Source organism: Christensenella timonensis, from assembly GCF_900087015.1.
In the GTDB taxonomy this organism is placed as follows: Bacteria; Bacillota; Clostridia; order Christensenellales; family Christensenellaceae; genus Christensenella; species Christensenella timonensis.
Genome location: NZ_FLKP01000002.1, coordinates 85,731 through 110,312, shown reverse-complemented (window position 1 = coordinate 110,312; position 24,582 = coordinate 85,731). Strand labels below are relative to the sequence as shown.

The 24,582-nt window shown below is 53.2% G+C and carries 25 protein-coding genes and 1 riboswitch; of the genes, 14 read left to right on the top strand and 11 right to left on the bottom strand.

Annotated features, from left to right (window positions below; genetic code table 11):
* Nucleotides 1-2 precede the first annotated feature (2 nt).
* The 4 genes from BN6471_RS12480 to BN6471_RS02090 form a co-directional block, all read right to left on the bottom strand.
* Nucleotides 3-146, bottom strand: coding sequence for a FeoB-associated Cys-rich membrane protein (locus BN6471_RS12480; protein ID WP_082903275.1), 144 nt, complete (start codon nt 144-146; stop codon nt 3-5).
* 13 nt (nt 147-159) lie between these two features.
* Entirely contained in the window at nt 160-2,310 is a 2,151-nt protein-coding gene (gene feoB / locus BN6471_RS02100; protein ID WP_066645064.1) for a ferrous iron transport protein B, read from the bottom strand.
* An 86-nt stretch (nt 2,311-2,396) separates the two neighbouring features.
* Entirely contained in the window at nt 2,397-2,633 is a 237-nt protein-coding gene (locus BN6471_RS02095; protein ID WP_066645062.1) for a FeoA family protein, read from the bottom strand.
* A 14-nt stretch (nt 2,634-2,647) separates the two neighbouring features.
* Nucleotides 2,648-2,872 (bottom strand): FeoA family protein, encoded by a 225-nt coding sequence (locus tag BN6471_RS02090; RefSeq protein WP_066645060.1) that lies wholly within the window; start codon nt 2,870-2,872, stop codon nt 2,648-2,650.
* Between the two features lie 199 nt (nt 2,873-3,071).
* On the opposite strand from BN6471_RS02090, the gene BN6471_RS02085 reads away from it, so the two are divergent.
* The 5 genes from BN6471_RS02085 to BN6471_RS02065 all read left to right on the top strand — a co-directional run bounded on the left by BN6471_RS02085 (nt 3,072) and on the right by BN6471_RS02065 (nt 8,478).
* A complete protein-coding gene (locus tag BN6471_RS02085; protein ID WP_066645058.1) occupies nt 3,072-3,440 on the top strand; it encodes a metal-dependent transcriptional regulator in 369 nt (122 codons plus the stop codon).
* Between the two features lie 221 nt (nt 3,441-3,661).
* Nucleotides 3,662-4,408: an ABC transporter ATP-binding protein gene (locus BN6471_RS02080; RefSeq protein ID WP_066645053.1), complete on the top strand. Its 747-nt coding sequence runs from the start codon at nt 3,662-3,664 to the stop codon at nt 4,406-4,408.
* Nucleotide 4,409: 1 nt separating this feature from the next.
* Complete coding sequence (locus BN6471_RS02075) at nt 4,410-6,116, top strand: COG1361 S-layer family protein (protein ID WP_066645051.1); 1,707 nt, start codon at nt 4,410-4,412, stop codon at nt 6,114-6,116.
* Complete coding sequence (locus BN6471_RS02070) at nt 6,082-7,452, top strand: ABC transporter permease (protein WP_147553967.1); 1,371 nt, start codon at nt 6,082-6,084, stop codon at nt 7,450-7,452. Before BN6471_RS02075 ends, BN6471_RS02070 begins: the two co-directional genes overlap by 35 nt.
* Nucleotides 7,453-7,581: 129 nt before the next feature.
* On the top strand, nt 7,582-8,478 hold the full coding sequence (locus tag BN6471_RS02065) for a helix-turn-helix transcriptional regulator (protein ID WP_066645044.1): 897 nt from the start codon (nt 7,582-7,584) through the stop codon (nt 8,476-8,478).
* Between the two features lie 43 nt (nt 8,479-8,521).
* Here BN6471_RS02065 and BN6471_RS02060 read toward each other — a convergent pair whose 3' ends face one another.
* Entirely contained in the window at nt 8,522-9,040 is a 519-nt protein-coding gene (locus tag BN6471_RS02060) for an SLOG family protein (protein ID WP_066645043.1), read from the bottom strand.
* 116 nt (nt 9,041-9,156) lie between these two features.
* On the opposite strand from BN6471_RS02060, the gene BN6471_RS02055 reads away from it, so the two are divergent.
* Nucleotides 9,157-9,363: a helix-turn-helix domain-containing protein gene (locus tag BN6471_RS02055; protein WP_066645041.1), complete on the top strand. Its 207-nt coding sequence runs from the start codon at nt 9,157-9,159 to the stop codon at nt 9,361-9,363.
* Nucleotides 9,364-9,377: 14 nt separating this feature from the next.
* Nucleotides 9,378-9,527 carry a DUF6364 family protein gene (locus BN6471_RS13285; protein ID WP_066645039.1) on the top strand — a complete coding sequence of 50 codons (150 nt, stop codon included), beginning with the start codon at nt 9,378-9,380 and terminating at the stop codon, nt 9,525-9,527.
* A 33-nt stretch (nt 9,528-9,560) separates the two neighbouring features.
* On the opposite strand, the gene BN6471_RS02045 is transcribed toward BN6471_RS13285, so the two are convergent.
* The 3 genes from BN6471_RS02045 to mgtA all read right to left on the bottom strand — a co-directional run bounded on the left by BN6471_RS02045 (nt 9,561) and on the right by mgtA (nt 15,755).
* Nucleotides 9,561-12,767: a UvrD-helicase domain-containing protein gene (locus BN6471_RS02045; RefSeq protein WP_066645038.1), complete on the bottom strand. Its 3,207-nt coding sequence runs from the start codon at nt 12,765-12,767 to the stop codon at nt 9,561-9,563.
* A gap of 4 nt (nt 12,768-12,771) precedes the next feature.
* The gene (locus tag BN6471_RS02040; RefSeq protein ID WP_066645037.1) at nt 12,772-12,978 is read right to left on the bottom strand and encodes a hypothetical protein; all 207 of its coding nucleotides are present in this window, start codon (nt 12,976-12,978) and stop codon (nt 12,772-12,774) included.
* Between the two features lie 89 nt (nt 12,979-13,067).
* The gene (mgtA, locus tag BN6471_RS02035; RefSeq protein ID WP_066645036.1) at nt 13,068-15,755 is read right to left on the bottom strand and encodes a magnesium-translocating P-type ATPase; all 2,688 of its coding nucleotides are present in this window, start codon (nt 15,753-15,755) and stop codon (nt 13,068-13,070) included.
* 211 nt (nt 15,756-15,966) lie between these two features.
* Nucleotides 15,967-16,123, bottom strand: a riboswitch (M-box (ykoK) riboswitch).
* 132 nt (nt 16,124-16,255) lie between these two features.
* Here mgtA and BN6471_RS02030 point away from each other — a divergent pair.
* From BN6471_RS02030 to BN6471_RS02005, 6 genes are all read left to right on the top strand, one after another.
* Nucleotides 16,256-17,419, top strand: coding sequence for an aminotransferase class I/II-fold pyridoxal phosphate-dependent enzyme (locus BN6471_RS02030; RefSeq protein WP_066645035.1), 1,164 nt, complete (start codon nt 16,256-16,258; stop codon nt 17,417-17,419).
* Nucleotides 17,416-17,772, top strand: a complete 357-nt coding sequence (locus tag BN6471_RS02025; protein WP_066645034.1) for an MmcQ/YjbR family DNA-binding protein — start codon at nt 17,416-17,418, stop codon at nt 17,770-17,772. The genes BN6471_RS02030 and BN6471_RS02025 overlap by 4 nt, the downstream gene beginning before the upstream one ends.
* Nucleotides 17,773-17,837: 65 nt before the next feature.
* Nucleotides 17,838-18,305 (top strand): LytTR family DNA-binding domain-containing protein, encoded by a 468-nt coding sequence (locus tag BN6471_RS02020; protein ID WP_242861822.1) that lies wholly within the window; start codon nt 17,838-17,840, stop codon nt 18,303-18,305.
* The gene (locus BN6471_RS02015; RefSeq protein WP_066645032.1) at nt 18,298-18,705 is read left to right on the top strand and encodes a DUF3021 family protein; all 408 of its coding nucleotides are present in this window, start codon (nt 18,298-18,300) and stop codon (nt 18,703-18,705) included. The genes BN6471_RS02020 and BN6471_RS02015 overlap by 8 nt, the downstream gene beginning before the upstream one ends.
* 164 nt (nt 18,706-18,869) lie before the next feature.
* A complete protein-coding gene (locus BN6471_RS02010) occupies nt 18,870-19,787 on the top strand; it encodes an ABC transporter ATP-binding protein (RefSeq protein WP_066645030.1) in 918 nt (305 codons plus the stop codon).
* An 8-nt stretch (nt 19,788-19,795) separates the two neighbouring features.
* Nucleotides 19,796-20,641, top strand: coding sequence for an ABC transporter permease (locus BN6471_RS02005; protein WP_242861821.1), 846 nt, complete (start codon nt 19,796-19,798; stop codon nt 20,639-20,641).
* A 57-nt stretch (nt 20,642-20,698) separates the two neighbouring features.
* Here BN6471_RS02005 and BN6471_RS02000 read toward each other — a convergent pair whose 3' ends face one another.
* Nucleotides 20,699-20,938 carry an acyl carrier protein gene (locus BN6471_RS02000; protein ID WP_066645028.1) on the bottom strand — a complete coding sequence of 80 codons (240 nt, stop codon included), beginning with the start codon at nt 20,936-20,938 and terminating at the stop codon, nt 20,699-20,701.
* A gap of 33 nt (nt 20,939-20,971) precedes the next feature.
* Nucleotides 20,972-22,435, bottom strand: a complete 1,464-nt coding sequence (locus BN6471_RS01995; RefSeq protein WP_242861865.1) for a carboxylesterase/lipase family protein — start codon at nt 22,433-22,435, stop codon at nt 20,972-20,974.
* 214 nt (nt 22,436-22,649) lie between these two features.
* Here BN6471_RS01995 and BN6471_RS01990 point away from each other — a divergent pair, with 214 nt between their 5' ends.
* The gene (locus BN6471_RS01990; RefSeq protein ID WP_066645024.1) at nt 22,650-24,011 is read left to right on the top strand and encodes a DUF308 domain-containing protein; all 1,362 of its coding nucleotides are present in this window, start codon (nt 22,650-22,652) and stop codon (nt 24,009-24,011) included.
* 52 nt (nt 24,012-24,063) lie between these two features.
* Here BN6471_RS01990 and BN6471_RS01985 read toward each other — a convergent pair whose 3' ends face one another.
* Nucleotides 24,064-24,432, bottom strand: a complete 369-nt coding sequence (locus BN6471_RS01985; RefSeq protein WP_066645022.1) for a GntR family transcriptional regulator — start codon at nt 24,430-24,432, stop codon at nt 24,064-24,066.
* Nucleotides 24,433-24,582 lie beyond the last annotated feature (150 nt).

Below are 24,582 nucleotides of genomic sequence, written 5' to 3'. Positions count from 1 at the left end.
CGTTATTTGGAGCAATGGCGCGCGCCGGGACAGCTGCCGCATGAGCCGCAAAAGCTGCATCCGCCGCGCTTGCGGCTGCAAAACGCCCGTACAACTACGAAAATAATAGCTGCGGCGATCAGGCCGCCGATGATAATATCTGCCATAAGATCACTTCCTTTAATTTCTGGCTTCTACAGAGAACGCCCTCTCATTTTTTATTTTGGGCTGGTAGCCCTTGCGCGCCATGAGCCAAATGATGAGCGCAATAAGCGCAATCGCTATTATGGTGCCGACGTTGAAAGCGGTACCGAGGAACATGACGCTTCCCAACTGGAAGATGATGAACGCGATCACATAGGCGAGCAGTGTCTGGTAGCAGACCGCTGCCCATGTCCATTTTGCGCTGTTCATTTCGCGGCTGATCGCACCGATCGCTGCGAAGCACGGAGCACACAGCAGGTTGAACGCCATGAACGAGAATGCGCTGACTGTGGTGAAGGTCGCGGCAACGCTTGTAAGGAGCGCCCCGGTTTCTTCTGTCGCCTCCATCAGGCCGTGCAGGACGCCCATCGTGCCGACCACGTTTTCCTTGGCCACAAGTCCGGTGATGGTAGCCACCGAGGACTGCCAGTCGCCAAAGCCGAGCGGTGCGAAGACCGGGGCGATGAAAGTACCGATGGCGGCAAGCATACTGTCACCCGTATCCACCATCTCAAAGCTGGTGTTGAAGTTGCTCAGCAGCCAGATTACGACTGCCGAAACGAAGATGATGGTACCCGCCTTGATGATAAACGATTTTGCGCGTTCCCACATGTGCATGAGCACGCCTTTGGCCGCGGGGACACGGTATTGCGGAAGTTCCATGACAAAGGGAGCGGGTTCGCCTGCGAACGGTTTGAGTTTCTTCAAGATAATGCCCGAGACGACCACCATGCCGATCCCCAGGAAATAGGCGCAGGGCGCGAGCCACCACGAATTTTCGGGGAACAGCGCGCCCGCGATGAGCGCGATGATGGGGAGCTTGGCGCTGCAAGGGACGAACGTTGTCGTCATGATCGTCATGCGCCGGTCGCTCTCGTTTTCGATGGTGCGGCTGGCCATGATGCCGGGTACGCCGCAGCCCGAAGCAACGAGCAGCGGGATGAACGATTTACCCGAAAGGCCGAATTTACGAAAGATACGATCCATGATGAACGCGACACGCGCCATGTAACCGCAATCTTCCAGCAGTGCAAGCAATAAAAACAGTATGAGCATCTGCGGGACAAAGCCGATGACGGCTCCCACGCCGCCGATGATACCGTCCACGACAAGGCTCAAGACCCAGTCGGAAGCACCGATAGCCGTAAGGCCGCTTGTAGCCCAGTCCGTGATGTAGGTACCGAACAGCGTATCGTTCGTCCAGTCGGTAACGAGTGTACCGACCGTACTCACAGCGATGAAGTAAACAAGGAACATCACGCCGATAAAGATCGGGATCGCTGCCACACGGTTGGTGACCACGCGGTCGATCTTATCGGAGATCGTCAATGTATTTGCACGCTTCCTGACACATTCACGTATCAGTTTTTGGATGTACGCATAGCGCTCGCCGGTGATGATGCTTTCGCTGTCATCGTCAAACTCATTCTCGCACTGTGTGACGATATCTTCGATGTACTGCCGTGTTTCCGGGGGCAGGCGAAAAGATTCCCATACTTTTTCATCCCGCTCGAACAGCTTTACGCTGTACCAGCGAAGCGTTTCAGGCGCGACCATCCCTTCGATGGTATGCCCGATGGAGGAGAGGGCGTCCTCGACTGCCGAAGTAAATTTATGCAGGACAGGCTGCGTTTTTACCGTGCCGGATACGCTGGCTGCCGTCCTGATCAGCTCGTTTAGCCCCGTCGCCTTGAGGGCGGAAGTTTCCACCACCGGGCAGCCGAGTTTTTCGCTTAGCTTTTTAATGTCGATCTTATCGCCCGTTTTTTTGACGACGTCCATCATGTTGAGGGCGATCACAACGGGGATGCCCGTTTCTAAAAGCTGCGTGGTCAGGTATAAGTTGCGTTCGATGTTGGTTGCGTCTACGATATCGACGATGACGTCCGGATGTTCCTTGAGCAGATAATTGCGCGCAACGACCTCTTCCAGGGTATAAGGAGATAATGAATAAATACCGGGCAGGTCTGTTATGATGATATCCTTATGGCCCTTGAGTTTTCCTTCCTTCTTTTCCACTGTTACACCCGGCCAGTTGCCCACATATTGTGAGGCGCCGGTCAGTTCGTTGAACATTGTGGTTTTCCCGCAGTTGGGATTGCCTGCGAGAGCAAATTTGATTCCCATTTTCCGCTTCCTCCGATCAGCAGTTAGTTGTAGCTAACTAATTTTCATAAAATATGCAGGGCGCATATGTACGCTGCCCTGCTGGCTTAGTCTACGAATATAGTTTCCGCATCCGCTTTGCGGATGGAAAGCTCGTAGCCCCGGACTGTGATTTCTACAGGGTCGCCGAGAGGGGCGACTTTGCGGACAAAGACAGGGGTACCCTTCGTGATGCCCATGTCCATGATGCGGCGTTTGACCGCGCCGCCGCCGGTGAGCTTTTTGACAGTCACTGTCTCACCGCATTTGGTGTTTCGCAATGTCTTTGCATACGCTTCGTTCATTTCGGACTCCTTTCTTAGGATGCCTGCTGCTCGATCATGATCCGATTGGCCATGCTTTTGCTGATGGCAATGCGCGCATCCTTCACGCTGACGATCATGTTGCCGCCCATTTCCGAGATCACAGTTACGTTCTCCCCTTCAACAAATCCGAGGTTGCCAAGAAAGCGGCGGACGTCGTCTTTGCCGTTGATCTTGCAGATAAAACTCTTGACGCCTGTGCGTGCCATTGTGAGAGGCATAATAAACAGTCACTCCTTTCTATTGTTAGCAAAAGCTAACATGTGTACAAATATATAGGTTAGCGAGAGCTAACCAAATAACACTTTTGAGTTTACTACCGCTAACTGGATTTGTCAATGACTTTTGGGAAATTTATGTTATAATCAATGCAAAAGGGTTTACCTTCGATATACGAAACGGTTACGGAAAGGGTTTGGCATGGATTTAAGGGAATCGGGCGAAAATTATCTGGAAGCAATTTTGGTACTGCAGCAAAAAACCGGCGTAGTACATTCGATAGATGTGGCAAATTATCTTAATGTGACCAAGCCCAGTGTCAGCCGTGCGATGGGCATTTTAAAGGACGCGGATTATATCTGGGTGGAAAAAGGCGGCCAGCTCCACCTGACGGAGGCCGGAAAAAAAATTGCCGAGAGCATTTACGAGCGCCACCGCCTGTTGACCGAATATCTGGTGCATTTGGGCGTGGACGAACAGACGGCGGCCAGCGATGCATGCCGGATCGAGCACGTGATCAGCGAGCAGAGTTTCCAGAAAATCAAGGAGCATGCGGGCGGGAAAAAATAATTTTGCCGCGCTTCTTTGTACGATACAATTGCGATACAATCCCCCTATATTATTTTCCATGAAGTATTCATCATATCGCAGGTGCTTTTGTGATATAATGAAAAAGATGATATGTGGGGATAGCCATAACTTTTTAAACACAGGGTTCCCGTGTATCTTCGGGGCTCTTTTTTTATCCACTTCAAAAATATCTGAATATATGATCCGTATGGAGGTAAGGCGTGGAGCCGATCATCGCAGCAAGAAACCTGAAAAAAATTTACCGGATGGGAAATGCAAAGATCCATGCGCTCGACGGCGTGGATATCAACATCATGCCCGGCGAGATTTGTGCGATCGTGGGTACTTCGGGAAGCGGCAAATCGACGCTTCTTTCGCTGCTCGCGGGGCTGGAGCATCCGACCTCCGGTAAGATATTCATCAAAAAGAAACCAACCTATAAAATGAATGAAAAGGAACTGGTGGACTTCAGGTTGCAGCACATCGGCTTTGTTTTCCAGTCCTTTAACCTGATGCCCACCATGAGTGCAGCGGAAAATGTGGCGCTGCCGCTGATGTTCCGCGGCGTCAGCCGTCAAAAGAGGCTCAAAGCGGCCAAAAAGCTGTTGGTCGAAATGGGGCTGAAACAGCAGCTCAATAATTTGCCCAACCAGTTGTCGGGAGGGCAGCAGCAGCGCGTTTCCATCGCGCGTGCGATCATCGCACAACCGGAGATCATTTTCGCGGATGAGCCGACAGGCAACCTCGACTCCGTGACCGCGACGCAGATCATGGACATCATGTGCGATGCGGCAAAAAAGCGCGGCGCAACGCTGCTTTTCGTGACGCACGATCCGGAAAAGGCGGAATATGCGGACCAGATCATCCACATCATCGACGGAAAAGTGGCGAAGCGGGAAGTCCGCAGCGAACAAATAGACGCAAAAACCATCATAGAGGCAGAATTAGGAACGCAAGGAGAGAATTGAGATGAAGAAACGGATTGTAGTATTTGCAGTTGTGATCATGCTTGCGCTGGGGTGCGCGGCCGCGCCGGCGATGGCGGCGGTGCCCGAGAGCGACAGGGGAACTGCGCTGCGCATCGACAACCAGACGCAGTATATGGGGATGGATTCGACCTATCAGGGCGGGTACAGCCCGACGGTCGAGGATAACAAGGCGCACATCATCCTGCCCCTTATTGCAAGCAGCGGCTCACAGCAGGTGAAGGCAGGGGAACCGGTCAATGTGTCGGTCAACCTGGGCGATCCGCAAAAAGCGCCCTTTGTGTTCAACAACTATAATGAAAAGGTTACGCTGCAAAACAACAAGTTGGCGGATGGGACGACAAATACGGCGCAATCGTATCTGGTGAACCTGAACCTGCCGCTTACGGAAAACCGCGTCAACGGGAATTATCCGGTGGTGATTACCGCGAAATACCCCATCGCGGACGGAACGATCAAGATGCAGGAATTCACTGTGTTTGTAAAGATCACGGACGGGCAGGATCCTGCCGGCCCGGGCACCGAGCCGACGACCGAGCCGACGGAGCCTGTCGCGCCTGAAGAGCCGGGCGGCGGCGGAGGCACAGGCGGAGGCGGCGGCACGGGAGGCCCGACCTCGCAGCCCAAAGTCATCATCAGCAATTACCAGATCAGCCCCGACCCGGTGAACGCAGGAGAAAAGTTCAATGTAACGGTAACGCTGGAAAACACCAGCAAATCGGTGACAGTGAAAAATATCACGGTGACCTTCAAGAGCCAGACGACAGACCTGATGCCGGGAGACAACACCAACACGGCTTATATTGAAAAGATCGCGCCTAAAAAAACGGCGGACTTTACGTTCAGCATGTCTGCGCGCGCGGACGCCAAGGCAGGCCCGCAGAAGATCGATATCGCGATCGCCTATGAGGACAACCAGGCGGCGCAGCTGACCGCGGCGGATGAGATCAGCGTAGAGGTGCACCAGAAGATCCGCCTCGAATATGACCCGCCGAAGTTCCCGTCGCAGGTGTATATGGGAGATACGACCTCCGCGAGCCTGAACCTTTATAACAAAGGGAAAAATACGTTATATAATGTAACGGTGACGCTCGACGTTCCGGGCCTCACGCCTGAATCCAGCGCTTTCCTGGGCAATATGGAATCCGGGACGGCAAAGACGGCGGATATCTATGCTTCCGTTGCGGCAGACCCGGGCGCGGGGATGGACGGGATGGATGGAGCCATGGAAGGCCCGGCAGACGGCGGCGCTGCGGCCTATGACGAAAAAGTGGCTGCGGAAGGCATGGCTGTAATCGGCGGTGCGGATGCGCCCACGGATATTGTTGTATCGGAAGAAGGCGAACAGATCGGCGGCGGGCTTTCGCCTGAGGTAGGCGGCAGCGATGCCGGAATGGTGCAGGCAGGCCCGGTGGAAGGAAATTTCGTCGTTACCTATGAGGACGAATACGGCGAAGAATATGAGATCAAAGTACCCGTCTCGACGGAGCTGGTGCCCATGCCCGATTATGGCGGCGGCATGGAGCCGGGTGAGGAAGTGCCGGAAGAGTCTGCGGGTTTCCCGTGGTGGGGATGGCTGGCCATTGCGGGCGGTGCGGCTGCGGTGGTGATCGTGGTCGTCGTAAATAAGAAAAAGAAGAAACGCGCGCGGGAGCTTGAGGAGGAAATGGACGACGATGACGTTCTTTGATATTGTCTTGCTTGCGGCCTCCAACCTGTGGCGGCGCAAGATGCGAACCATATTGACGGTTCTCGGCGTGATCATCGGTACGGCATGTATCGTGATTATGGTGGCGCTGGGGCTGGGCAATCTGGAACAATTTAACGAGAGCATCATGCAGAGTACCGACCTGACGCAGATCGAGATATCGCCGATGGGGTCTTCTGACAACGCCAAGCTGACGGATGCGAAGCTAAACCAGATACGCGCGATCCCCGGGGTGAAAAGTGCGACAGGCGTGATGTATATCCCGTCGTATATGGCGATCGGCAAGTACCGGGCGGATACGAGCGTGATGGCGGTCGACCCCAAGAGCATGGATTTCAAATTCATGGAAGGAAGCGTGTTTGGGGAAAACACGAACATCGAGCTGGTGGTCGGCGCGAACGCGTGCCAGTATTTTTCCGACCCGAACGACCAGGGCGGGATGTACGGCGGCATGGTGATGATGGGCGGCGGCGTAGCGATGGCCAGTTCTGAGATGGACATGCAAATCCCGCAGGGGCCGGACATCGACTGGCTTGCTTCGGGTGTGAAATATTACCCGGGCAGCGGTTACTTGATCGAAAACCCCGACCCGACGACGCCCGACCAGCCAAAGCCCAAGGAATACCGCGCAAAGATCACCGGAATCCTTGAGCAGGCGGACAACCAGGAAAGCTACAATATCTATATGAGCATCCCGGCGGCAAACAAGCTCATCCGTGAGAACCGTAAGCTGATGGACCAGCAGGGCGTAAAAGAGGGACAGTACACGCAAGGGTATGTGAACGCAGTGGATGTGGACTCTGTCGCGGAGGTGCTGCAGGCCGTAAAGGACATGGGATTCCAGGCGTACAGCCCGACGGAATGGATCACGCAGATGCAGGAAGAACAGGCGCGCCAGCAGTCGCAGTTGATCGCCATCGGCCTCATATCGCTGCTCGTTTCCGCAATCGGTATCGCGAACACCATGCTGGCAAGCATTCTGGAACGCAGCCGCGAAATCGGCGTGATGAAGGTTTTGGGACTGGGTATCAGCAAGATCAACCTGATGTTTTTGGTGGAAGCGGCGATGATCGGGCTTTTGGGCGGCCTCATTGGCCTTGGGATCAGCTATGTATTTGGGGCCATCGCCAATTTCGGCGGCGGGGAGATCAGCTTCCTCGGCATGTATTTCCAAAACGGCGTACAGCTTTCCATCCCCTGGTGGCTCGCACTGGGCGCGGTGGCGATCGCTGTAGGCGTTGGGATCGTATCGGGCATTTATCCGGCGCGCAAAGCGACAAAGATGAGTCCATTGGAAGCGATCAGGAGCTCGAATTAAGGGAAGGCAGATCCTAAGGAAGCATGGCTAAGCGCCCGGTAAAATGTGCCGGGCGCTTGTTTTTTGTAAGTGATATCAAAACAAGGGCGGCTTTCCTGTAGTATCCTGAAACAGGAAGGAGGAGGCAGCATGTACGAATGGGATGAAGCGGTGCAAAAAATGATAAACTGGGTGGAAGAAAACCTGACGCAGCAGCCGGCGCTGCTGAAGATGTCGCGCGAGGTCGGCTATTCGCCGGGGTATTGCTCCAGCCAGTTCCACGCGGTCACGGGCAGGACTCTGAAAAATTATATTGCGGCAAGAAGGCTGTGCCGTGCGGCCTTTGACGTAAGGGACACGGACAAGCGTATCCTTGATATCGCACTGGAATACGGCTTTTCCTCGCAGCAGGCTTTTACGCGGGCGTTTGCATGCGCATATGGATGTACGCCAGCTGCCTACCGCAGAGCGCCGAGGCCCATCCCCATCGCGGTCAAAAAAGAAGTCCTCTTTCCGGAATATTACGAAGGACAAGGAGAAAAGGCAATGAATCAAACTGTTTTAACGAAACCGGGCGTGAGCGTCGAGTATATCCCGCCGCACAAATACATTGGGATTTGGGACGACAGCGTGCAGGAGTATTGCGATTTTTGGGAAAAGCACGATTGCGACGAGGTGTGCGGGATCATCGAGAGCATGTCGCACGTGATGCACCCGGCATGCCCGGCGCACACGGCGGGCTGGTACCAAAAGGACGGCAAGCGGGGCTATTTTTATGGACTGGGCGTGAAGGACGATTACGACGGGGAAGTACCGGACGGGTTTGAAATAAAATCCTTTCCGGGCAGCTATTACCTGGTGTTTTCGCATCCGCCGTTCGACTTTATGAAGGATTGCGGCGAAGTCGTAAACCGTGTCGACGAGCTGGCGTGGAACTTCGATCCTGCACAAAAGGGTTTTATGTGGAATGAACGGGATTGCCAGGCATACCAGAGGATGCTCCCGGAAACGGCAGGATACCAGATTCTGCGCCCGGTAAAAAAGTAACAGGAGATAGGAAAAGCCCCCGGCCGCAGACAGCCGGGGGCTTTTAGGCCTGCAAGGCTAAGGCGGGGTCAATGCATGTGACGGACAGCCCTTGCTCTTTGGCATATTTTACGGTATATCCCGTTCCGCCGCCGGATGTACCGTCGTACAAAGCAAGCAGGAAAGAGGAATGGTCTACCATGAAGCGGTTACGTTTCAGATAACAGCCGTCCGTATAATTGTCCTGTAACAAGATTTTTTGATTGGCACAGAAAAGAATTTTTTCGTATTGCAAGCATGCGGATGAAGACCAGCCTTTTGTCTGGAATTTGTGCGGTAATACGCATACCAGCCGCAAAGGAAGCTGGACGACTTCGCGCATCTCAAGCAACAGGGAAGCGAACAGCATGTCCGCGCCGAGCGCCATACCGCATAGGAAGGTATCGCATTTATCCTGCAAGGATTTTTGAAGGACCTCATGCATGAAGTGCCTTTTCAGGCGAGTGCATGCAGCCTCGTCCTGCAGGAGGGGCAGCTTGTGCGTACGGGGGCCGGTAAAACAGCAGGTAGTTTCCTTGTTCATAGTGATCTCCTACAATTTCTCAACAATATCATGTGATCATTATATAATGCATTAGTCTATATGTAAACATAAGTTATCCAATAAGATATAACAAAGTCTTATTGGAGGAAATAGAAATGCTGAAATTAAGAGTGCTGGAGTTGCTTGATCAAAACCAGATGACGAAATATGCGCTTTACAAACAACTGGGAATGAGCTATCAAAATTTTAGTAGGATGGTAAACAACCAGACGAAATCAATTCGATATGAAATGATCGAAACGCTGTGCGTCATATTCAAGTGTACGCCCAATGAGCTTTTTGAATATGATTTTAATAAATAAAACGAGGGCAGGTTATGGGTGTCGAAAAGAAAGTATTAAGTATTCGATTAGATGAAGAAATGATTGAGGAGTTGCGCGTTAGCGCAAAAAAGGAAAATCGTACTTTGTCGAATTTGATCGAGACGATACTAAAGGATTATCTTAAGCGAAAGTCGAGTCAATAAAACCCTGTTTGTGGTGGCAAGCAGGGTTATTTTTTAGAAAAATCCGAGCTGTTTTGCGGTGTTTTTTTTGTGCGCGAAGGCCGGCGCCTCGACCATGCTTTGCCTGGGAAGTCCGTTTAAAAATGGCGACGGCTCCTGTTTATCCGCCAGCAGGATGAGCTCATCCTGGGCACGCGTCAAACCAACGTAAAACAGCCTGCGTTCTTCCTCTAAATCACTTTCATGCTTTTCGGTGCGCAAAGGGATGCTGCCCTCGTTTAAACCGCATAAAAACACCGCCGGGAATTCAAGCCCTTTGGATGCGTGCAGCGTCATCAGCGTGACCGCGTCTGACGTATAGGCATGATGGCCGCTGCGGCGCACGTCGCCTTCCTTGCCCAGCGTGAGGTTTTTAAGGAATTCATCCATGCGTTCGTGCAGCACGGCCATACCCAGCAGCCGCTCCATGGGTTGGGGCAGCTCGCCCGGCATATACTGGCTGATCCACATGGAAACTAATTTTTCTGGCGTTTCCTTCTTGACGAGAGGAGCAAAGGCCTCGATGGCATCCGCCGTTTGGGCTTCACCCAATTCGCGCAGTAAACCGGCGAGGATGGCAACGGATTGTTTTCCCGCTTCGTATTTTTCCAAGACAGCTTGCATGGATGCGGGCGGGACGCTTGCCGATTTGAGATATGTCGCCAGCGAAACGCAATCCTTTGGGTTGCACAAAAAACGGAAAAACGCTAAAGCGCCCATCACCCGGCGGTCGGAAAGGCTTAAATCCCTGCCGGCCACCACATAGGGAACGCCCTCCTTTTTCAGGCATTCCTCGATGATCTCCGACTGGCGGTGCGTGCGGTACAAGACCGCGATATCGCCAAGGCCGTATTGCGCGTCCGTATGCTTTTTGGATTTGGCATGCGCAGCCAGCATATCCACCCCGCCTACCATGCGGTTGATCTCTTTTGCGAGGAACAGCGCCTCGGAAAAAGGGGAGTCCGCCGTGAGCAGCCGCACGGCAGCGCCGCTTTCCCGCTTTGCCTCTAAAATTTTTTCGTTGCGCCCTATAGCGTGGAGCGCACAATCGACGATTTGGGGCGTGGAGCGGTAATTATCCTTTAAACGGATTTCGCATACAGGGTCAAGATCGTCTTGCAGGCGCGAAAAACAGTGCGCGTCGCTGCCGCGAAAACCGTAAATGGACTGGTCGGGATCGCCGATCACAAAAAGGTTCCCCCGGGCGTTCCATGCGCGGATCAGGCGGTATTGCACAGGGTTAATGTCCTGGAATTCGTCCACCAACAACTGGGAAAAGCGGGGCAGGAAAGCCTGCGCTTTCGTGTCGCCGCCCTCAAATTTAGCGAGCGTATCCAATAAAATGTCATCGAAATCCACAACGTTCAGCTGCTTGAGCCGGGCGCAATACGCGTCGTATACTACGGGCGGCACGTCGCCGTTCCCGCCGTTTTTGGTCAGCGAAATCCCAAAGAGCGCCTCGCGCGGGCGCATGCTGCAGTTACATGCCTTCAGGACGTCGGAAAGCACACTTTGCGCTTCTTCCTGCCCCAGGACGGTAACGTTTTTCTGCCATGCGGACAGCATATCGAGACAGATGGAATGGAAGGTGCCGATATGCATGGCTTTCACGATCTTTTTGTCGTGGAAATATTCGCCCAAGCGCTCGCGCATTTCCGCGGCGGCTTTGTTGGTGAAGGTCACGGCAGTGATTGCCGATGGATCGACGCCACATTCCTCGATGAGGTAAGCGATACGGCATATGAGCGTGCGCGTTTTTCCTGTCCCCGGGCCTGCAAGCACGGCGACCACAGGCCTTGCGGAGGAAGCCGCCAGCCACTGTTCGTCGTTCAAACCATATGGGTGGGAAGGCGCAGCTGCATCTATCCGGCCGTCAACGGGTACGCCGCCAGCCGTTTTAAGCGCTGCGGGTACGGAAGAACCGTCCTGCTTGACAGGCTTTTCCTGTGCGCCGAACAGGCTCAGTTGCCCCGCGAATAAGCTGCGCTCGTCTTTATTCATCACCAGGATTTTGCCGTATTCGCCGTCATAGCCGGGATGGATCTCCACTTCGCCGCTCCGAAGCCGCCGGATCCCTTCGGCGATGAACGGATCGGACGCCGTTTTAATATCCTCGATCGGCGCTTCGCGCAGGATATACAATTCCGGGCCGAGCTTGTGCAGGATATCCATATATTGCGCTTTGACTTTTTTGCTGGCGGTCGTCATGCCCATGGAAGCTGCGATGACCTCGGGCAAAGGAACGATGCTCTCGAAATGCCGGGCCTTTTCCGGTTGGAACCCGGCCTCCCGGTCGGCCAGCTCGACGACACGGTGGTAAACGCCTACCGTGATCCTGCGTCCGCACACGGGGCATTTTCCCCCTGCGGCGATCGTTTCCTCGGGCGTTAAACACACCTTACAGTTGCGGTGGCCGTCGTTATGGTATTTTCCTTCTTCGGGAAAAAATTCGAGCGTGCCGTAAAATTCGTCCGTACCCGGGTCTGCGAGGGCGCGGGCAACCGCAGGATAAGCAAGCTCCGTATTGAAAAGGTTTGCTTCGCGCGCGAGGTTCGCGGGGGAGTGTGCGTCGGAATTGGACACCATCGTGAAGCGGTCGAGCGCGGACAGCCGCCAGTTCATGGGCGGGTCGGAAGAAAGTCCCGTTTCCAGCGCGTGGATGTACGGCGTCAAATCTTCAAAACATTCCTCGATCGTATCGAAGCCGGAATAAGCGCCGAACAGCGAAAAATGCGGCGTCCAGATGTGCGCCGGGATGAAAACCGCCTCCGGGCAGGTATCGAGCGTGATCTCCAGAAGGTCGCGGCTGTCAAGGCCTAAAATAGGCCGCCCGTCCGAATGGAGGTTGCCGACCAGCTCTAAGCGGTGCGCAAGGGCTTCTCCTGCTTCCAGCGAGGGAAGGAGGATCACATTATGTACCTTACGGACTTTGCCGTTCTTTTTATAGATCGAACTGATCTCGCCGGAGATGACAAAACGGGGCGCGGCGGCGCCGCCCACTGCCTCCACAATGCGGAAATCGTCCTTTAAGCGATAAAGGCCGTCCTCCGCAGGAATCAATTTTTCGTTGAGCTCCCCGCGCCAGGCAGGGTGCGTAAAGTCGCCCGTGCCGAGGAGGTCGATCCCCTTGCGGCGCGCCCACAAATCGAGGTATTCGGGCATACATTCCTTGCTGGTCGCCCGCGAATATTTTGAGTGGATATGCAGGTCTGCAATGAACATAAGGCTACTCCTGTTCCCCTTCTTCCCGCGGAACAAAATGATCGCATTTGTGCTTCTCGCCTGTGAGCATGTCCGGGTCGATATCGCCGTAAACTTGGCACGAACGCATTTCCGGCATGCCCGGCGCGAACGTCAGCACGCCGTAGTGGATGCAGTTGAAGCAAAGCACGTTTTCCTCATTGATATAATTTTGTTTGATGACCAGTCCCATATTTGTGTGCGCTCCTTGATTGATTTACTTCCATTATACCGCGTTTTACTTAGAACACAAGAAACGGGATGTAAACAATTGCGCCGTATTTAGAGCAATTCACCATAGCGCCGTACGAACTTCTTTTTGAGCAGGGTGACCAGAAGCATATAGGCGGCGATGGTTACGGCAAGCATCAGGAAATAAACGCCGGGAAGCGCTGCCATGCCCAGCTCGCGCCCGACGATGGTATAGGGGATCACCGTACCGAAGGCGATGCCGATGCTGGTTAAAAGGGAGACCTGCCACGACGCGCGGCTTCTTAAAAACGGCGTATGCGGCGTACGGATCATGTGGATGACGAGCGTTTGCGTCCACAGGGATTCCACGAACCAGCCCGCGTGGAATAATGCCACAAAGCTTTCCTGTGCGCCCTCGCCAAGCGTATGGTATGCCCCGCCGATGACGAGCGGGCAGATGACGAAATACATCAGCAGGTAGGTCGTAATATCGAAAACCGAGCTCGTCGGCCCGATCCAGACCATGAACTTACTGACGGACGACGCATCCCATTTGCGCGGCGCTTTGAGGTAATCTGCGTCCACATTATCCCACGGCATGGCAAGGCAAGAGATGTCGTAAATCAGGTTCAAAAGCAATATTTGCACGGGCGTCATGGGCAAAAAGGGCAGAAACGCACTGGCCGCAAGGACGGAAAACATGTTGCCGAAATTGGAGCTGGCCGTCATCTTGATGTATTTGATGATGTTGGCATAGGTCTTGCGTCCCTCGACCACGCCTTCCTCCAGCACCATCAGGTCTTTTTCCATCAGGATGATGTTGGCGGATTCTTTGGCGATGTCCACTGCCGTATCGACAGAGATGCCTACGTCCGCCTCCTTCATGGCGGCGGCGTCGTTGATCCCGTCGCCTAAAAAACCCACGGTATGGCCCTTTGTACGCAGGGCAGACACGATACGCGCCTTTTGGCCGGGAGAAAGCTTCGCGAACACATGCGTACCCTCCACAACCTTAAGAAGGGCATGCTCGTCCATCGCTTCCACATCCGCGCCGAGCAAGATATGCTCTGCAGGAATACCGACCTTGCGGCAGATGTATTTTGTCACCGCGTCATTGTCGCCGGTCAATACCTTTACGTCCACGCCGTATTCCAGCAAGGCTTTGAGCGCCTTTTGCGTGCTTTCTTTGGGGGGATCGAGAAACGCAAGGTAACCGATCAGTACCATGCCTGATTCGTCGGCGACGGAAAACGCGCCCGCCGGTGACGGGTTGGTTTTGTGCGCGATGCCAAGGACGCGCATCCCGTTGGCGTTGTACGTTTCCACGGTCTTTAGGATTTCCTCCCTGACTTCGTCCGTGATGATTTCCACCTTGCCCTGGTATTCCGCATATGTGCTCACGGCGAGCATTTCCTCGACCGCCCCTTTGGTAATGAGCTGTGTTTTCCCGTTTTTGTCCGCTACGACCACGCTCATGCGCCGGCGGTTGAAGTCAAAGGGGATCTCGTCTACCTTCCGGTAGTTTTGGATGAGCTCCGACATACCCTGTTCCTGCGCATGATCCATGACGGCGACATCCATCAGGTTGCGAAGGCCGGTCTGGTGGTAGCTGTTCAAAAACGCATGCCGCAGGACGCGCTCGTCCTCGTTGCCGTGGATATCCAGCGAATATTCCAGTACGACCTTATCCTGTGTGAGCGTACCTGTTTTGTCCGTGCAAAGCACATCCATGGCGCCGAAGTTCTGGATGGCGTGCAAATCCTTAACGATTACCTTTTTTTTCGACATCGCCACCGCGCCCTTGGCAAGGTTGGCGGAGACGATCATGGGCAGCATTTCGGGCGTCAGTCCCACCGCCACGGAAATGGCGAACAAAAAGGCCTGCATCCAGTCGCCTTTGGTAAAACCATTCAAAAACAGTACGACGGGAACCATGACCAGCATAAAGCGGATGAGGATCCACGAAACGGAATTCACTCCTTTTTCAAAGCTGGTTTTGGGCTTTTTTTCCGTGATCTGGCGCGCTAAGGAGCCGAACAGGGTATCGTCGCCCACAGCGATCACAATGGCGGTGGCGCTGCCGCTTACCACGTTGCTGCCCATGAAGGCGAGGTTGTTTTTATCGAGCACGCTCGGGTCGTCGTTTTTGACCGCGCGGCCGAATTTTTCGACCGGCTCGCTTTCGCCCGTGAGGGAGGACTGGCTGACGAACAGGTCTTTGACCTGCAGGATACGCACGTCGGCAGGGATCATGTCGCCCGCCGCAAGGCGGATGACGTCGCCGGTGACGACCTCGTCCAAGGGGATCTCCATCTCCTTTCCCCCGCGGATGACGGCGGTGGTGGTCTCCACCATTTCGGACAGCTTTTCGGCCGACCTTTCCGAACGCGTTTCCTGTACGAATTGGAGCGTACCGCTGACGATGACCATGGAAAGCACGATCACAACGGACAGGATGTCCTGGTCGCCCGGCTCCGCAAACATGAAATCCGTAAGGAAAGAGATCACGGCAAGCACGATGAGCACGAGGGTGAATGGGTTGATAAATGCGCGGACGAGCCGCTTTGGCAGGGAATCGCCCTTGCCGTAGGTAATACGGTTCTCACCAAACTGGTCGCGCATTTTTTTTACGTCGCTGCCTGCGTAACCTTCGTATGTGTTGTGGTAAATGTCAAGGACGCTGTCCTGGCTTTTCCTGGATGCCTGGAGCAGCCTGCTGTTGGCCCTTGATGCTGCAGCAGTTTCTGAAACAGCGTTGTTTTTTAAAATCTTGTTCATTGGCCTTACCTCCTTGCTGGAGCATATTCCCCATTAGAGTTTCAGACCCGGAGAAACGGGAAACAGCCCGCACCGGGTTTACGCTGCATACTTCGATCTGTTTCCACGTTCCTCACCTCCCTTGCGCAGGACGTTGCCCGCAAGTCCCAAATAAAAAACCCCATTCAAACTTGAACGGGGAATATACCTCAAAACAAAACACGCAATAAATTTTGCATTACCGTTCAAGCTTCAGCATCGCAGGGCGATGAAATTGCATTAGTTTATGCCTTGGTTTCGACATAAACTGCTGACCCTCTCATAGTGTCTCCACTACTTTGCGGCAGCAATCCGTATCCCTGCGGTAACCTCACCTACCGAAATATTCTTTTACGGGATTCAGTATAAGGGATGATCCACGATCCGTCAACCCTGAAATCCTGAGTTGTTTGTTGTAAACAAACCCCGTTTGCGGTAAGATATCTATATATTATATCTAAACACAAAGGCAGGAGCGGAACATGAAATTTGCAAACAAAATGAAGGTTTTCGATATGAATATCTTTTCCAAGCTGGAGGAAAAGAAGGCCGAGCTTATGCAGGCGGGCAGGGAGGTTATCAACCTTTCCGTGGGTACGCCGGATTTCAAGCCGGACGACCACGTGATCGAGGCGTTAAAAGAGGCGGCGGGCGTGGCGGACAATTTTAAGTATTCACTGGCCGACCTGCCGGAGCTGATCGACGCGGTGACCGCGTGGTACAAAAGGCGCTACGGGGTGGCGCTTCAGGCGGAGCAGGTGATGTCCGTTTACGGTACGCAGGAGGGCATGGCGCATGTGGCGCTGCCGATCTGCAACCCGGGCGACCTTGTGATCGCGCCCGACCCGTGTTACCCGGTGTTCATGTTCGGGCCGCGCATGGCGGAGGCGGAAATCTATTATACGCCGCTCAAAAAAGAAAATAATTTCCTGGTGGACTTTGACAGCATTCCGCAGGACGTGGCGCGGCGCGCGAAAATGATCGTCGTTTCGTACCCCAACAACCCGGTGACCGTGAAAGCGGATTATGCGTTTTATGAAAGGCTGGTCGCGTGGGCAAAAAAGTACGACGTGATCGTGGTACACGACAACGCCTATTCCGAGCTCGTGATGGACGGGGAGCCGGGCATGTCATTTTTGGCGGTGCCCGGGGCGATGGATGTGGGCATTGAGTTCAATTCGCTTTCCAAGTCCTACAACCTGACGGGGCTGCGTATTTCGTTTGCCATGGGCAACCATGAGATCATCCGCAACTTCCGATGCCTGCGTTCGCAGATCGATTATGGGATTTCCTTTCCCGTGCAAAAGGCGGCGATCGCTGCCTTAAACGGCCCGCAGGATATATTGGAACGCAACCGCAGGGGGTACCGCGAGCGCAGGGATGCGCTGTGCGGCGGACTGAGGGCGATTGGATGGGACGTGCCGGATTCGCCGGGGACGATGTTCGTATGGGCGCCGCTGCCCAAGGGCTATACGAAATCGTGGGACTTTGTACTGGAGCTGATGGATAAGACGGGCGTGATTTGCGTGCCGGGGGAAAGCTTTGGCCCGGCGGGCGAGGGGTTTGTGCGCTTTGCGCTGGTGGCGGATGTGCCTACCATGCAAAAAGCCGTCGCGCTGATCAAGGAAAGCGGGATCATCCAATGAAATACGAATGGATGGACGCTTATTGCCTGGAAAAGAAAGGCGTAACGAAAGACTACCAGCCCGCGTGGGAAGCAACACGGTATTTTGTGGGCGGGAAAATGTTCGCCATGCAGGGCGGCGACAAAACAGGTCGTCCCATTTTCACGATGAAACTGGAACCGTCGTTCAACGACTTGTTAAGACAGCAATATGAAGAGGTCGTTCCGGGATATTATTCCAACAAGATGCACTGGAGCTCGCTGTATCTCGACGGGAATGTGCCGGACGAGGCGGTGAGGGAGATGCTCGACCGTTCTTACCTGGCGGGGATCGCCGCACTGCCCAAAAAATTGCAAAGGGAGATCGTGGAATAAGCAAACAGGGCCTTGCAGTGCTTTGCGGGGCATGCTGCGCTTCATGTGGAAATGATCGGGAGGGAGTGGAAGCGTTGAAGCTTTTGATCGACCAGTCGCCGGAAAATGAAGAGGTGGAGATCACCATTAAATGCGGAATGATCGATCCTGCGCTGGAAGCGCTCATCGCACAGATCAGGCTGTATTCTTTTTCTGTCGCTGCGAAAAAGGACGGCCGGATTTATACCATCGGCCTAAGCGATATCTACTATTTTGAATCCATCGACAACCGCACCTTTTTGTATACGGAGCACGAAGTATATGAATGTGAACTAAAGCTCTATGAGCTGGAACGGCAGCTGACGAAAACGGATTTTGTCCGCGTGAGCAAATCGTGTATTTTAAACGTCAGGGTGTTAAAAAGCGTGCGCGCGCTGCTGAACGGGAAAATGGAAGCGGAGCTTGACAATGGGGAAAAGGTGATCATCAACCGCCACTATGTAGAAGACCTCAAGCGGAAATTGGGGCTTGCCGGAGGTAAGCAGGATGTCTAAATTGAAATTCTATATCACTATGAATTGCGTATCGTTTACAATCCTGGTACTCATTTATACGGTGCTGTGCGTTTTTGGCATGTCGGCCGTCAACGAGGCGGCGATCCTGATTTTGTTTTTGATGACGACGTGTATCGCGGCAGCTATCTTTTTTACGGATAAGATTCCTGTCAATTCCGCCGCGCTTCGGATCGTCATAGACCTTGCGGTCATTATGGCGGTTGTATTTGGTATAGGCGGACCGATGGGCTTTATTCCCCTGGAGCCGGGTTATGTGCTGGTCGTGCTGGCGATGATCTTAGCTGTGTATTTTGCAACATTCGCTGTGCTGGTCATTAAAAACAAGGCGGATGCGGAGGACATCAACCAAAAGATCCACGAGTTGAAGAAGGAAAAGTAAACAATAATAAAAGAATGGGAGCGCGGAGGAAAAGAACGCCCGGCGGGCGTTCTTTTTGCATTTCACTATACGAAAAATGCACCTTGCCGAAAAACGCTTGCAAGGGCTTTTCTCAGATGATATTTTAAAACGGCAATCAAAAGAAAGGGCAAAAATATAATTATATGGATAAAATCATTGAGGTGAAAGGGCTTAAAAAATCATTTGGCGACCTGTGTGCGGTAGATGGGATCGGTTTCTATGTGGAAAAAGGTTCGTTATTTGCTTTTCTGGGGCCGAATGGTGCGGGAAAATCGACGACCATCGATATGATTTCCACGCAGTTGAAGCCGGACGGCGGCAGCGCTGTGTTGAACGGATATGCGCTCGGCAAGGACGACGAGCAGATCCGCAGGAAGATCGGTATCGTATTTCAGGACAGCGTATTAGACCCGCTGTTGACGGTAAAGGAAAACCTGTTTTTGCGCGGCAGCCTGTACGGCATGCCGAAGGAAACATTGAAAAACGCGGTATTTACCGCGGCGCATACGGCGGACGTGATGGACTTTTATGACAGGCCTTATGGGAAGCTGTCCGGCGGCCAGCGGCGGCGGGCGGATATTGCGCGGGCGCTCGTCAATACGCCGGAGATATTGTTTTTGGACGAACCGACGACCGGGCTCGACCCGCAGACGCGGCATAAGGTTTGGGATACGATCTCCAGGCTGCAAAAGGAACGCAGCATGACGATCTTTTTGACCACGCATTATATGGAAGAAGCGGCGCGCGCGGATTATATCACGATCATGGATCATGGGAAGATACTCGCGAAGGGTACGCCGGCAGAACTGAAAGAACAATACACAAAGGATGTGCTCAAAATGACGCCCAAGGACGAAGAGGCGCTCGTGCAATGCCTGCAAGGCAGCGGGATCGCTTTTGAAAAGACAGGCGGCGACTTTATCGTGCGCTTAGGGCATACCATTGACGCCGTGGACATCGTGAACCGGTGCCGCGCATCGATATCCGGCCTGGAGGTGCGGCGGGGGACAATGGATGATGTTTTTTTGAACATCACGGGCGATAAAGTGAGGGATGTATGATGCTTGCAATGATGAGACGGAATTTAAAGGTGTTTTTCAGGGATAAGGGCGCGGTGTTTTATTCCCTGCTCGCGGTCATTATCGTGATCGCGCTCTATGCGGTGTTCTTAGGGGATACGATCACCGGCGGCATGGAGGATATCGAAGGGATCGACTTTTTGATGAACAGCTGGATCATCTCCGGCATCCTCGCTGTGATCTCTGTGACGTCCACGCTGGGCGCGTTTGGCGTGATGGTGGAGGACAGGGCGAAAAAGATCATGAAAGATTTTACGGTCTCGCCCATAAAACGAGGAAGCCTTGCGGGCGGGTATGTCCTTTCCTCTTACTGCGTAGGGGTGATCATGAGCATGGCCGCACTGGTGATCGGGGAAGTTTATATCGTCGTGTCGGGCGGGGAACTGCTCTCCGCTGAAAATATGGCAAGGGCAGTAGGCGGCATCCTGCTCTCCGTGCTTTCCTCCGGCTCCATCGTATTTTTTATCGTATCTTTTTTCCACAGCCAAAACGCATTCGCAACGGCAAGCACGGTAGTGGGTACCCTGATCGGCTTTTTGACGGGCGTCTACATCCCGGTCGGGACGCTGCCGGATGCGGTGGGCAGTATCATCAAGGTGTTCCCGGTTTCCTATTCCGCATCGTATTTCCGTACGGTCATGATGGAGCAGCCGTCCGCTGTGTCGTTTGACGGGGCGCCGGTCTCTTTGGTACAGGATTTCAACCGGGAGCTGGGCGTCAATTTCCAGTTCGGGGACCATACGACAACGCTTTTGACATGCATAACCGTCATGATCATAACGGCAGCGGTATTTTTCGCGCTTTCGCTGGCCGTGGTGTCAAAGAAAAGAAAATAACGAAAAAAAGCCGCCTGTAAAAACGGCTTTCATAACTGATAGTCAATTGGTTTCCGACTATTTTTGCGGTTGCTTTTCGGACAGGTAATCCACTACATCCTGTACGGTATCGAAAAGCTTGAGATCCCGATCCGGGATGGAGATATCGAATTCCCTTTCAAAACTGGATACGGTGTCCATCAGGCTGAATGAATCGAGCTCCAAATCGCGGATCAGGTGCTTGTCCGGCGTAATGCCGCCTTCATCGACGGGGGAGTTTTCCGCAAGAAGCTTTTGTACCGTTACAAAGTTGACCATAAGAGACCCTTTCTGATTCAGGAAACTTTACCATTAACCAATATGCACGGCATTTAAACCGCGCAGGCTCTGGCGTTTGAATTCACTCTTATCGTACTCTTTTTCAATCTCCGGGTCAACCATGGGAATCACGGAAAAATATTTATCGTAGCATTTGGCGGGCGTATCGATCCCGCAGCATTCCTGCCAACCGAGCTTCTCGCCTTTGGCAAAGGAAACGAAATCTTGCTGTATTTCCCGGGAAACGCGCCGCGTCGTCTTGATTGAGGGGAGAAGGAACATCCATTTATAGTGCCCTGCATGGTAATTGCCGAACACGAACGGGATATCGCACGAATGGCATGCCCGCAGAGCCACGGCTTTCATGGCAGGGGTCTCATAATCAAAGCGGTACATCCATGTATTGGCGTATTGGTTGTAGACCTCCGCATACCAGACGCTCGCCATGCGGAACACGCGGTCTGTGAGCATCATGGATTCCGCGCGTTTTCCGTAACGGCGGTAAGCGGCCTTTAAGCGGGCCTTGACCTCTTCTTTTTCCTGATCGATGTTGCGCCGGAGTATTTTACTGATATCCAGCACCTTGGATAAAACTTTGATGCACAGGAAGGACATTTCCTCCTTGGTCGTACCGATCAGGATGGGGATATCCCTGGCCGCGCCCTGGGCCGCAGCGGGAATGGGATATTCGGGCACGAGGCCGCCGTCCACCTCGATCATGAAGGTGCCGTCCCCGAGGCCGCAGTGTGAAGCGAATTTGCGCTGCTTGGCAACGAGCGTGCGTACGTCCATGGCCTTTAGTTCCCGTGCGCTTTTGATGCCCATGAATTTGAGGAATTTGCGCGCAACCTCCTGGTATTGAGCCTTGGTGTAGAGCAGCGACGGCCCGCCGCTCATCATGATGACCTTGGAAACATATTTGCGCGCTGCCGGCATAACGGGCAGCACGGAAGCCGCGATCGCCCCGGCAGATTGCCCCAAAACCGTAATGTTATGGGGATCGCCGCCAAAGGCGGCAATGTTCTCATGCACCCACGAAAGCGCCATGACGATGTCCGAAAGTCCGCAGTTTGGGGAAAATTCCTCGCCTAAAAAAGAAAAATCCAGAAAACCGAGCGCGCCCAGGCGGTAATTGATGGTCACAACGACAACGTCTCCGTTTTTTGCGAGGTTCGTGCCGTTATACTCCGGGTCGCTCCCGGTACCGGCGCAAAACGATCCGCCGTGGATGTAGAAAAACACGGGACGTTCTTTTTGGTCTGTGCCGGGCGTCCAGATATTGAGCGTCAGGCAGTCTTCCGAAGATGATCTATATTTTTTCGTTTGCGGACAGGCCGCGCCAAAAGAGGAAGCGTCGAGGACGCCCTCCCAGCTTTCGGCTTTTTGCGCAGGCATGAAGCGCAAGCTGCCGACGGGCGGCTTTGCATAGGGAACGCCCCTGTAAGACAGGATATCCCCTTCTTTCAGTCCTGCGATCGTACCGTTTTTGGTTTTCACATTATTCAAAGTCGATCCATCCTTTTGTTTGTGTATGGTTTTCATCATTATACTACCGAAAAGGCGAAAATAAACAAAATAGGGACAAGCTTTGCAAAAATTTAATATTTGGCCATACGCTTTGTTTTTCATGAAGGTTTTGTTATTATGGAAGGGGAAAGGGTTTCAAAACCAGTGTGGGGGAATAAGAATATACCAGCGGAAAGGGCGGCCGATGAACAAACTGAAAATCGTTTTTACTGTGATCGCTTCTTCCATATTACTTGCGGGCGGGATATTCCTGGCCGTATATCCGGTGGAGATCATCGGCATTTTTGCACGTGCTTTAGGGATATTGCTTACGGCCTTCGGCAGCCTGGGCATCATCTTTTTCATTTTTACGCGCGATAACCGGCCCAATATCACGGCCCAGACGCTTGCCCTTGGTATCGTTTCGCTTGCCTGCGGGGTCGTGCTGCTGGCATGGCCGGGCATCATTGACCAAGCCGTACGCATCACGATGCTGGTATGGCTGTTTTTTACGGGCGGCGTCCAGCTTCTCGTTTCCTATTCTTATTACCTGAACGCACAGCGCCGCTGGGGATTGTCGCTTTTGTGGGGCGGACTCCTGATGGCAGGATTCGTTGTCGTCCTGACCTCGCAGGATCTGTGGGTATTTATGCTTTCCACCTTTATTGCCGCCTATTGCATCCTTTTAGGGCTGGCGGGATTGCTGCGGCTGGTGCTGATTGTCAACCAGAAGAACAAAAAACGCAAGGCCATTCCCTTGCCGTTCTGGATGGAGGTATTCCTGCCAAAGGCGACGCTTGCATGGATCAAATCTACGCTTGACGGGGAAAATGAAGAAAAGGGCGAGGAGGACGGCAGCGTCGTAACGAGCGGCCGGGTCAAAGAAGGCGCAACGGACGTTGAAATATTGATCCATATGTCTGACCTGGGAACGAACGCGCTGGGGCATGTGGACGTCGCAATAGACGGACAAGTGTTTTCCTACGGGAATTACGACCACGATAAAGATCATATCCATTTGTTCGGCCTTTTCTGGGATGGCGTATTTGCCATTTGCGAACGGGAAAAGTACATCCGTTTTTCGCTGGACAGCGCACGGAAAACGATCATCGGCTACCAGCTTGCGCTTTCCCTGGAAGATGAGCAGCGCCTGAAAGACAATATTGCGGATTTTTTGCAGGATTGCGTGCCGTGGAAGCCGGAAGAACCGCGTAAAAATGGGTATGCGAACGCGCTTTTAAAGCAGGGTGCGCAGCTTTTTAAAGTGGCCAAGGGAAAATACAGGACGTATTTCATGCTCAATACCAACTGCGCGCTTCTGCTGGAAGATTTCCTGGAGGGGACGAGCATCCCCAAGGCGCGCGTATTTGGCGGCATCATGACGCCCGGTTCGCTTTTATCCATGTTTGAAAACGAGCTGAAACGACCGGGAAGCCCGGTCAAGGAGCGCACGCTTTATTTGAGCGACAGGATGGCGTCCGTCAACCGCAAAAGAAGGCCCCAAAAAGCGCTTGCGGAACTGGAAGAATGTATTGCGTGTGAAAGGGAAAACCAGGGAAAAAAATAAGCCGCCCCTCTCACAGGATACGAGCAGGTACGGCTTTTTGCTTATAACCGCGTCAGTTGGAGGAATAGGCGTCGTCGACGATGGCAAAGATCTCGTCGATCCACAGGCCGGAATCACGCGCCTCCCTCGTGGCCTTGACGAACATTTCACGTATTTCGTTTTTCCGCATATCCTTGATCTGTGCGGCGTTGTCCGCGACAAAATCGCCTTTTCCGGCAACGGAATACAAAAAACCGTCCTTTTCTAAGATCGCATAGGATTTTTGTACCGTGTTGGGATTGATCCCCAGCTGCTTTGCCAGCTTGCGTACGGAAGGGATCTGTTCGTGCGGGCGGATCTTGCCCATCATGATGAGCGTTTTAAAGCCTTGCACGATCTGTTCGTAGATCGCCTGTTTGGATGCCTTATCCAGCCGGATCATGACGAAACCCTCCCCTTTTAGCAGCTTAGTGTATGAAACGTATTAGTACAATTTTATTGTATTTTATTGACTGGGCGCTGTCAAGCGAAAAAGTTTATAAAAAGAAAGGAAAAATGAACGAAATTCCTTTGCTTTTCAGGGGGAACGTAT

Bases quoted from the DNA above. Each gene is read 5' to 3' on its own strand.
- BN6471_RS12480 (WP_082903275.1), bottom strand. From the start codon at position 146: ATGGCAGATATTATCATCGGCGGCCTGATCGCCGCAGCTATTATTTTC.
- mgtA (WP_066645036.1), bottom strand. From the start codon at position 15,755: ATGAACAAGATTTTAAAAAACAACGCTGTTTCAGAAACTGCTGCAGCA.
- BN6471_RS01985 (WP_066645022.1), bottom strand. From the start codon at position 24,432: ATGATCCGGCTGGATAAGGCATCCAAACAGGCGATCTACGAACAGATC.
- BN6471_RS02040 (WP_066645037.1), bottom strand. From the start codon at position 12,978: ATGGGACTGGTCATCAAACAAAATTATATCAATGAGGAAAACGTGCTT.
- BN6471_RS02045 (WP_066645038.1), bottom strand. From the start codon at position 12,767: ATGTTCATTGCAGACCTGCATATCCACTCAAAATATTCGCGGGCGACC.
- BN6471_RS13285 (WP_066645039.1), top strand. From the start codon at position 9,378: ATGGGTGTCGAAAAGAAAGTATTAAGTATTCGATTAGATGAAGAAATG.
- BN6471_RS02025 (WP_066645034.1), top strand. From the start codon at position 17,416: ATGAAATACGAATGGATGGACGCTTATTGCCTGGAAAAGAAAGGCGTA.
- BN6471_RS02010 (WP_066645030.1), top strand. From the start codon at position 18,870: ATGGATAAAATCATTGAGGTGAAAGGGCTTAAAAAATCATTTGGCGAC.
- BN6471_RS02055 (WP_066645041.1), top strand. From the start codon at position 9,157: ATGCTGAAATTAAGAGTGCTGGAGTTGCTTGATCAAAACCAGATGACG.
- BN6471_RS02065 (WP_066645044.1), top strand. From the start codon at position 7,582: ATGTACGAATGGGATGAAGCGGTGCAAAAAATGATAAACTGGGTGGAA.
- BN6471_RS02005 (WP_242861821.1), top strand. From the start codon at position 19,796: ATGATGAGACGGAATTTAAAGGTGTTTTTCAGGGATAAGGGCGCGGTG.
- BN6471_RS02090 (WP_066645060.1), bottom strand. From the start codon at position 2,872: ATGCCTCTCACAATGGCACGCACAGGCGTCAAGAGTTTTATCTGCAAG.
- BN6471_RS01990 (WP_066645024.1), top strand. From the start codon at position 22,650: ATGAACAAACTGAAAATCGTTTTTACTGTGATCGCTTCTTCCATATTA.
- BN6471_RS02030 (WP_066645035.1), top strand. From the start codon at position 16,256: ATGAAATTTGCAAACAAAATGAAGGTTTTCGATATGAATATCTTTTCC.
- BN6471_RS02000 (WP_066645028.1), bottom strand. From the start codon at position 20,938: ATGGTCAACTTTGTAACGGTACAAAAGCTTCTTGCGGAAAACTCCCCC.
- BN6471_RS02075 (WP_066645051.1), top strand. From the start codon at position 4,410: ATGAAGAAACGGATTGTAGTATTTGCAGTTGTGATCATGCTTGCGCTG.
- BN6471_RS02060 (WP_066645043.1), bottom strand. From the start codon at position 9,040: ATGAACAAGGAAACTACCTGCTGTTTTACCGGCCCCCGTACGCACAAG.
- BN6471_RS02015 (WP_066645032.1), top strand. From the start codon at position 18,298: ATGTCTAAATTGAAATTCTATATCACTATGAATTGCGTATCGTTTACA.
- BN6471_RS02085 (WP_066645058.1), top strand. From the start codon at position 3,072: ATGGATTTAAGGGAATCGGGCGAAAATTATCTGGAAGCAATTTTGGTA.
- feoB (WP_066645064.1), bottom strand. From the start codon at position 2,310: ATGGGAATCAAATTTGCTCTCGCAGGCAATCCCAACTGCGGGAAAACC.
- BN6471_RS02095 (WP_066645062.1), bottom strand. From the start codon at position 2,633: ATGAACGAAGCGTATGCAAAGACATTGCGAAACACCAAATGCGGTGAG.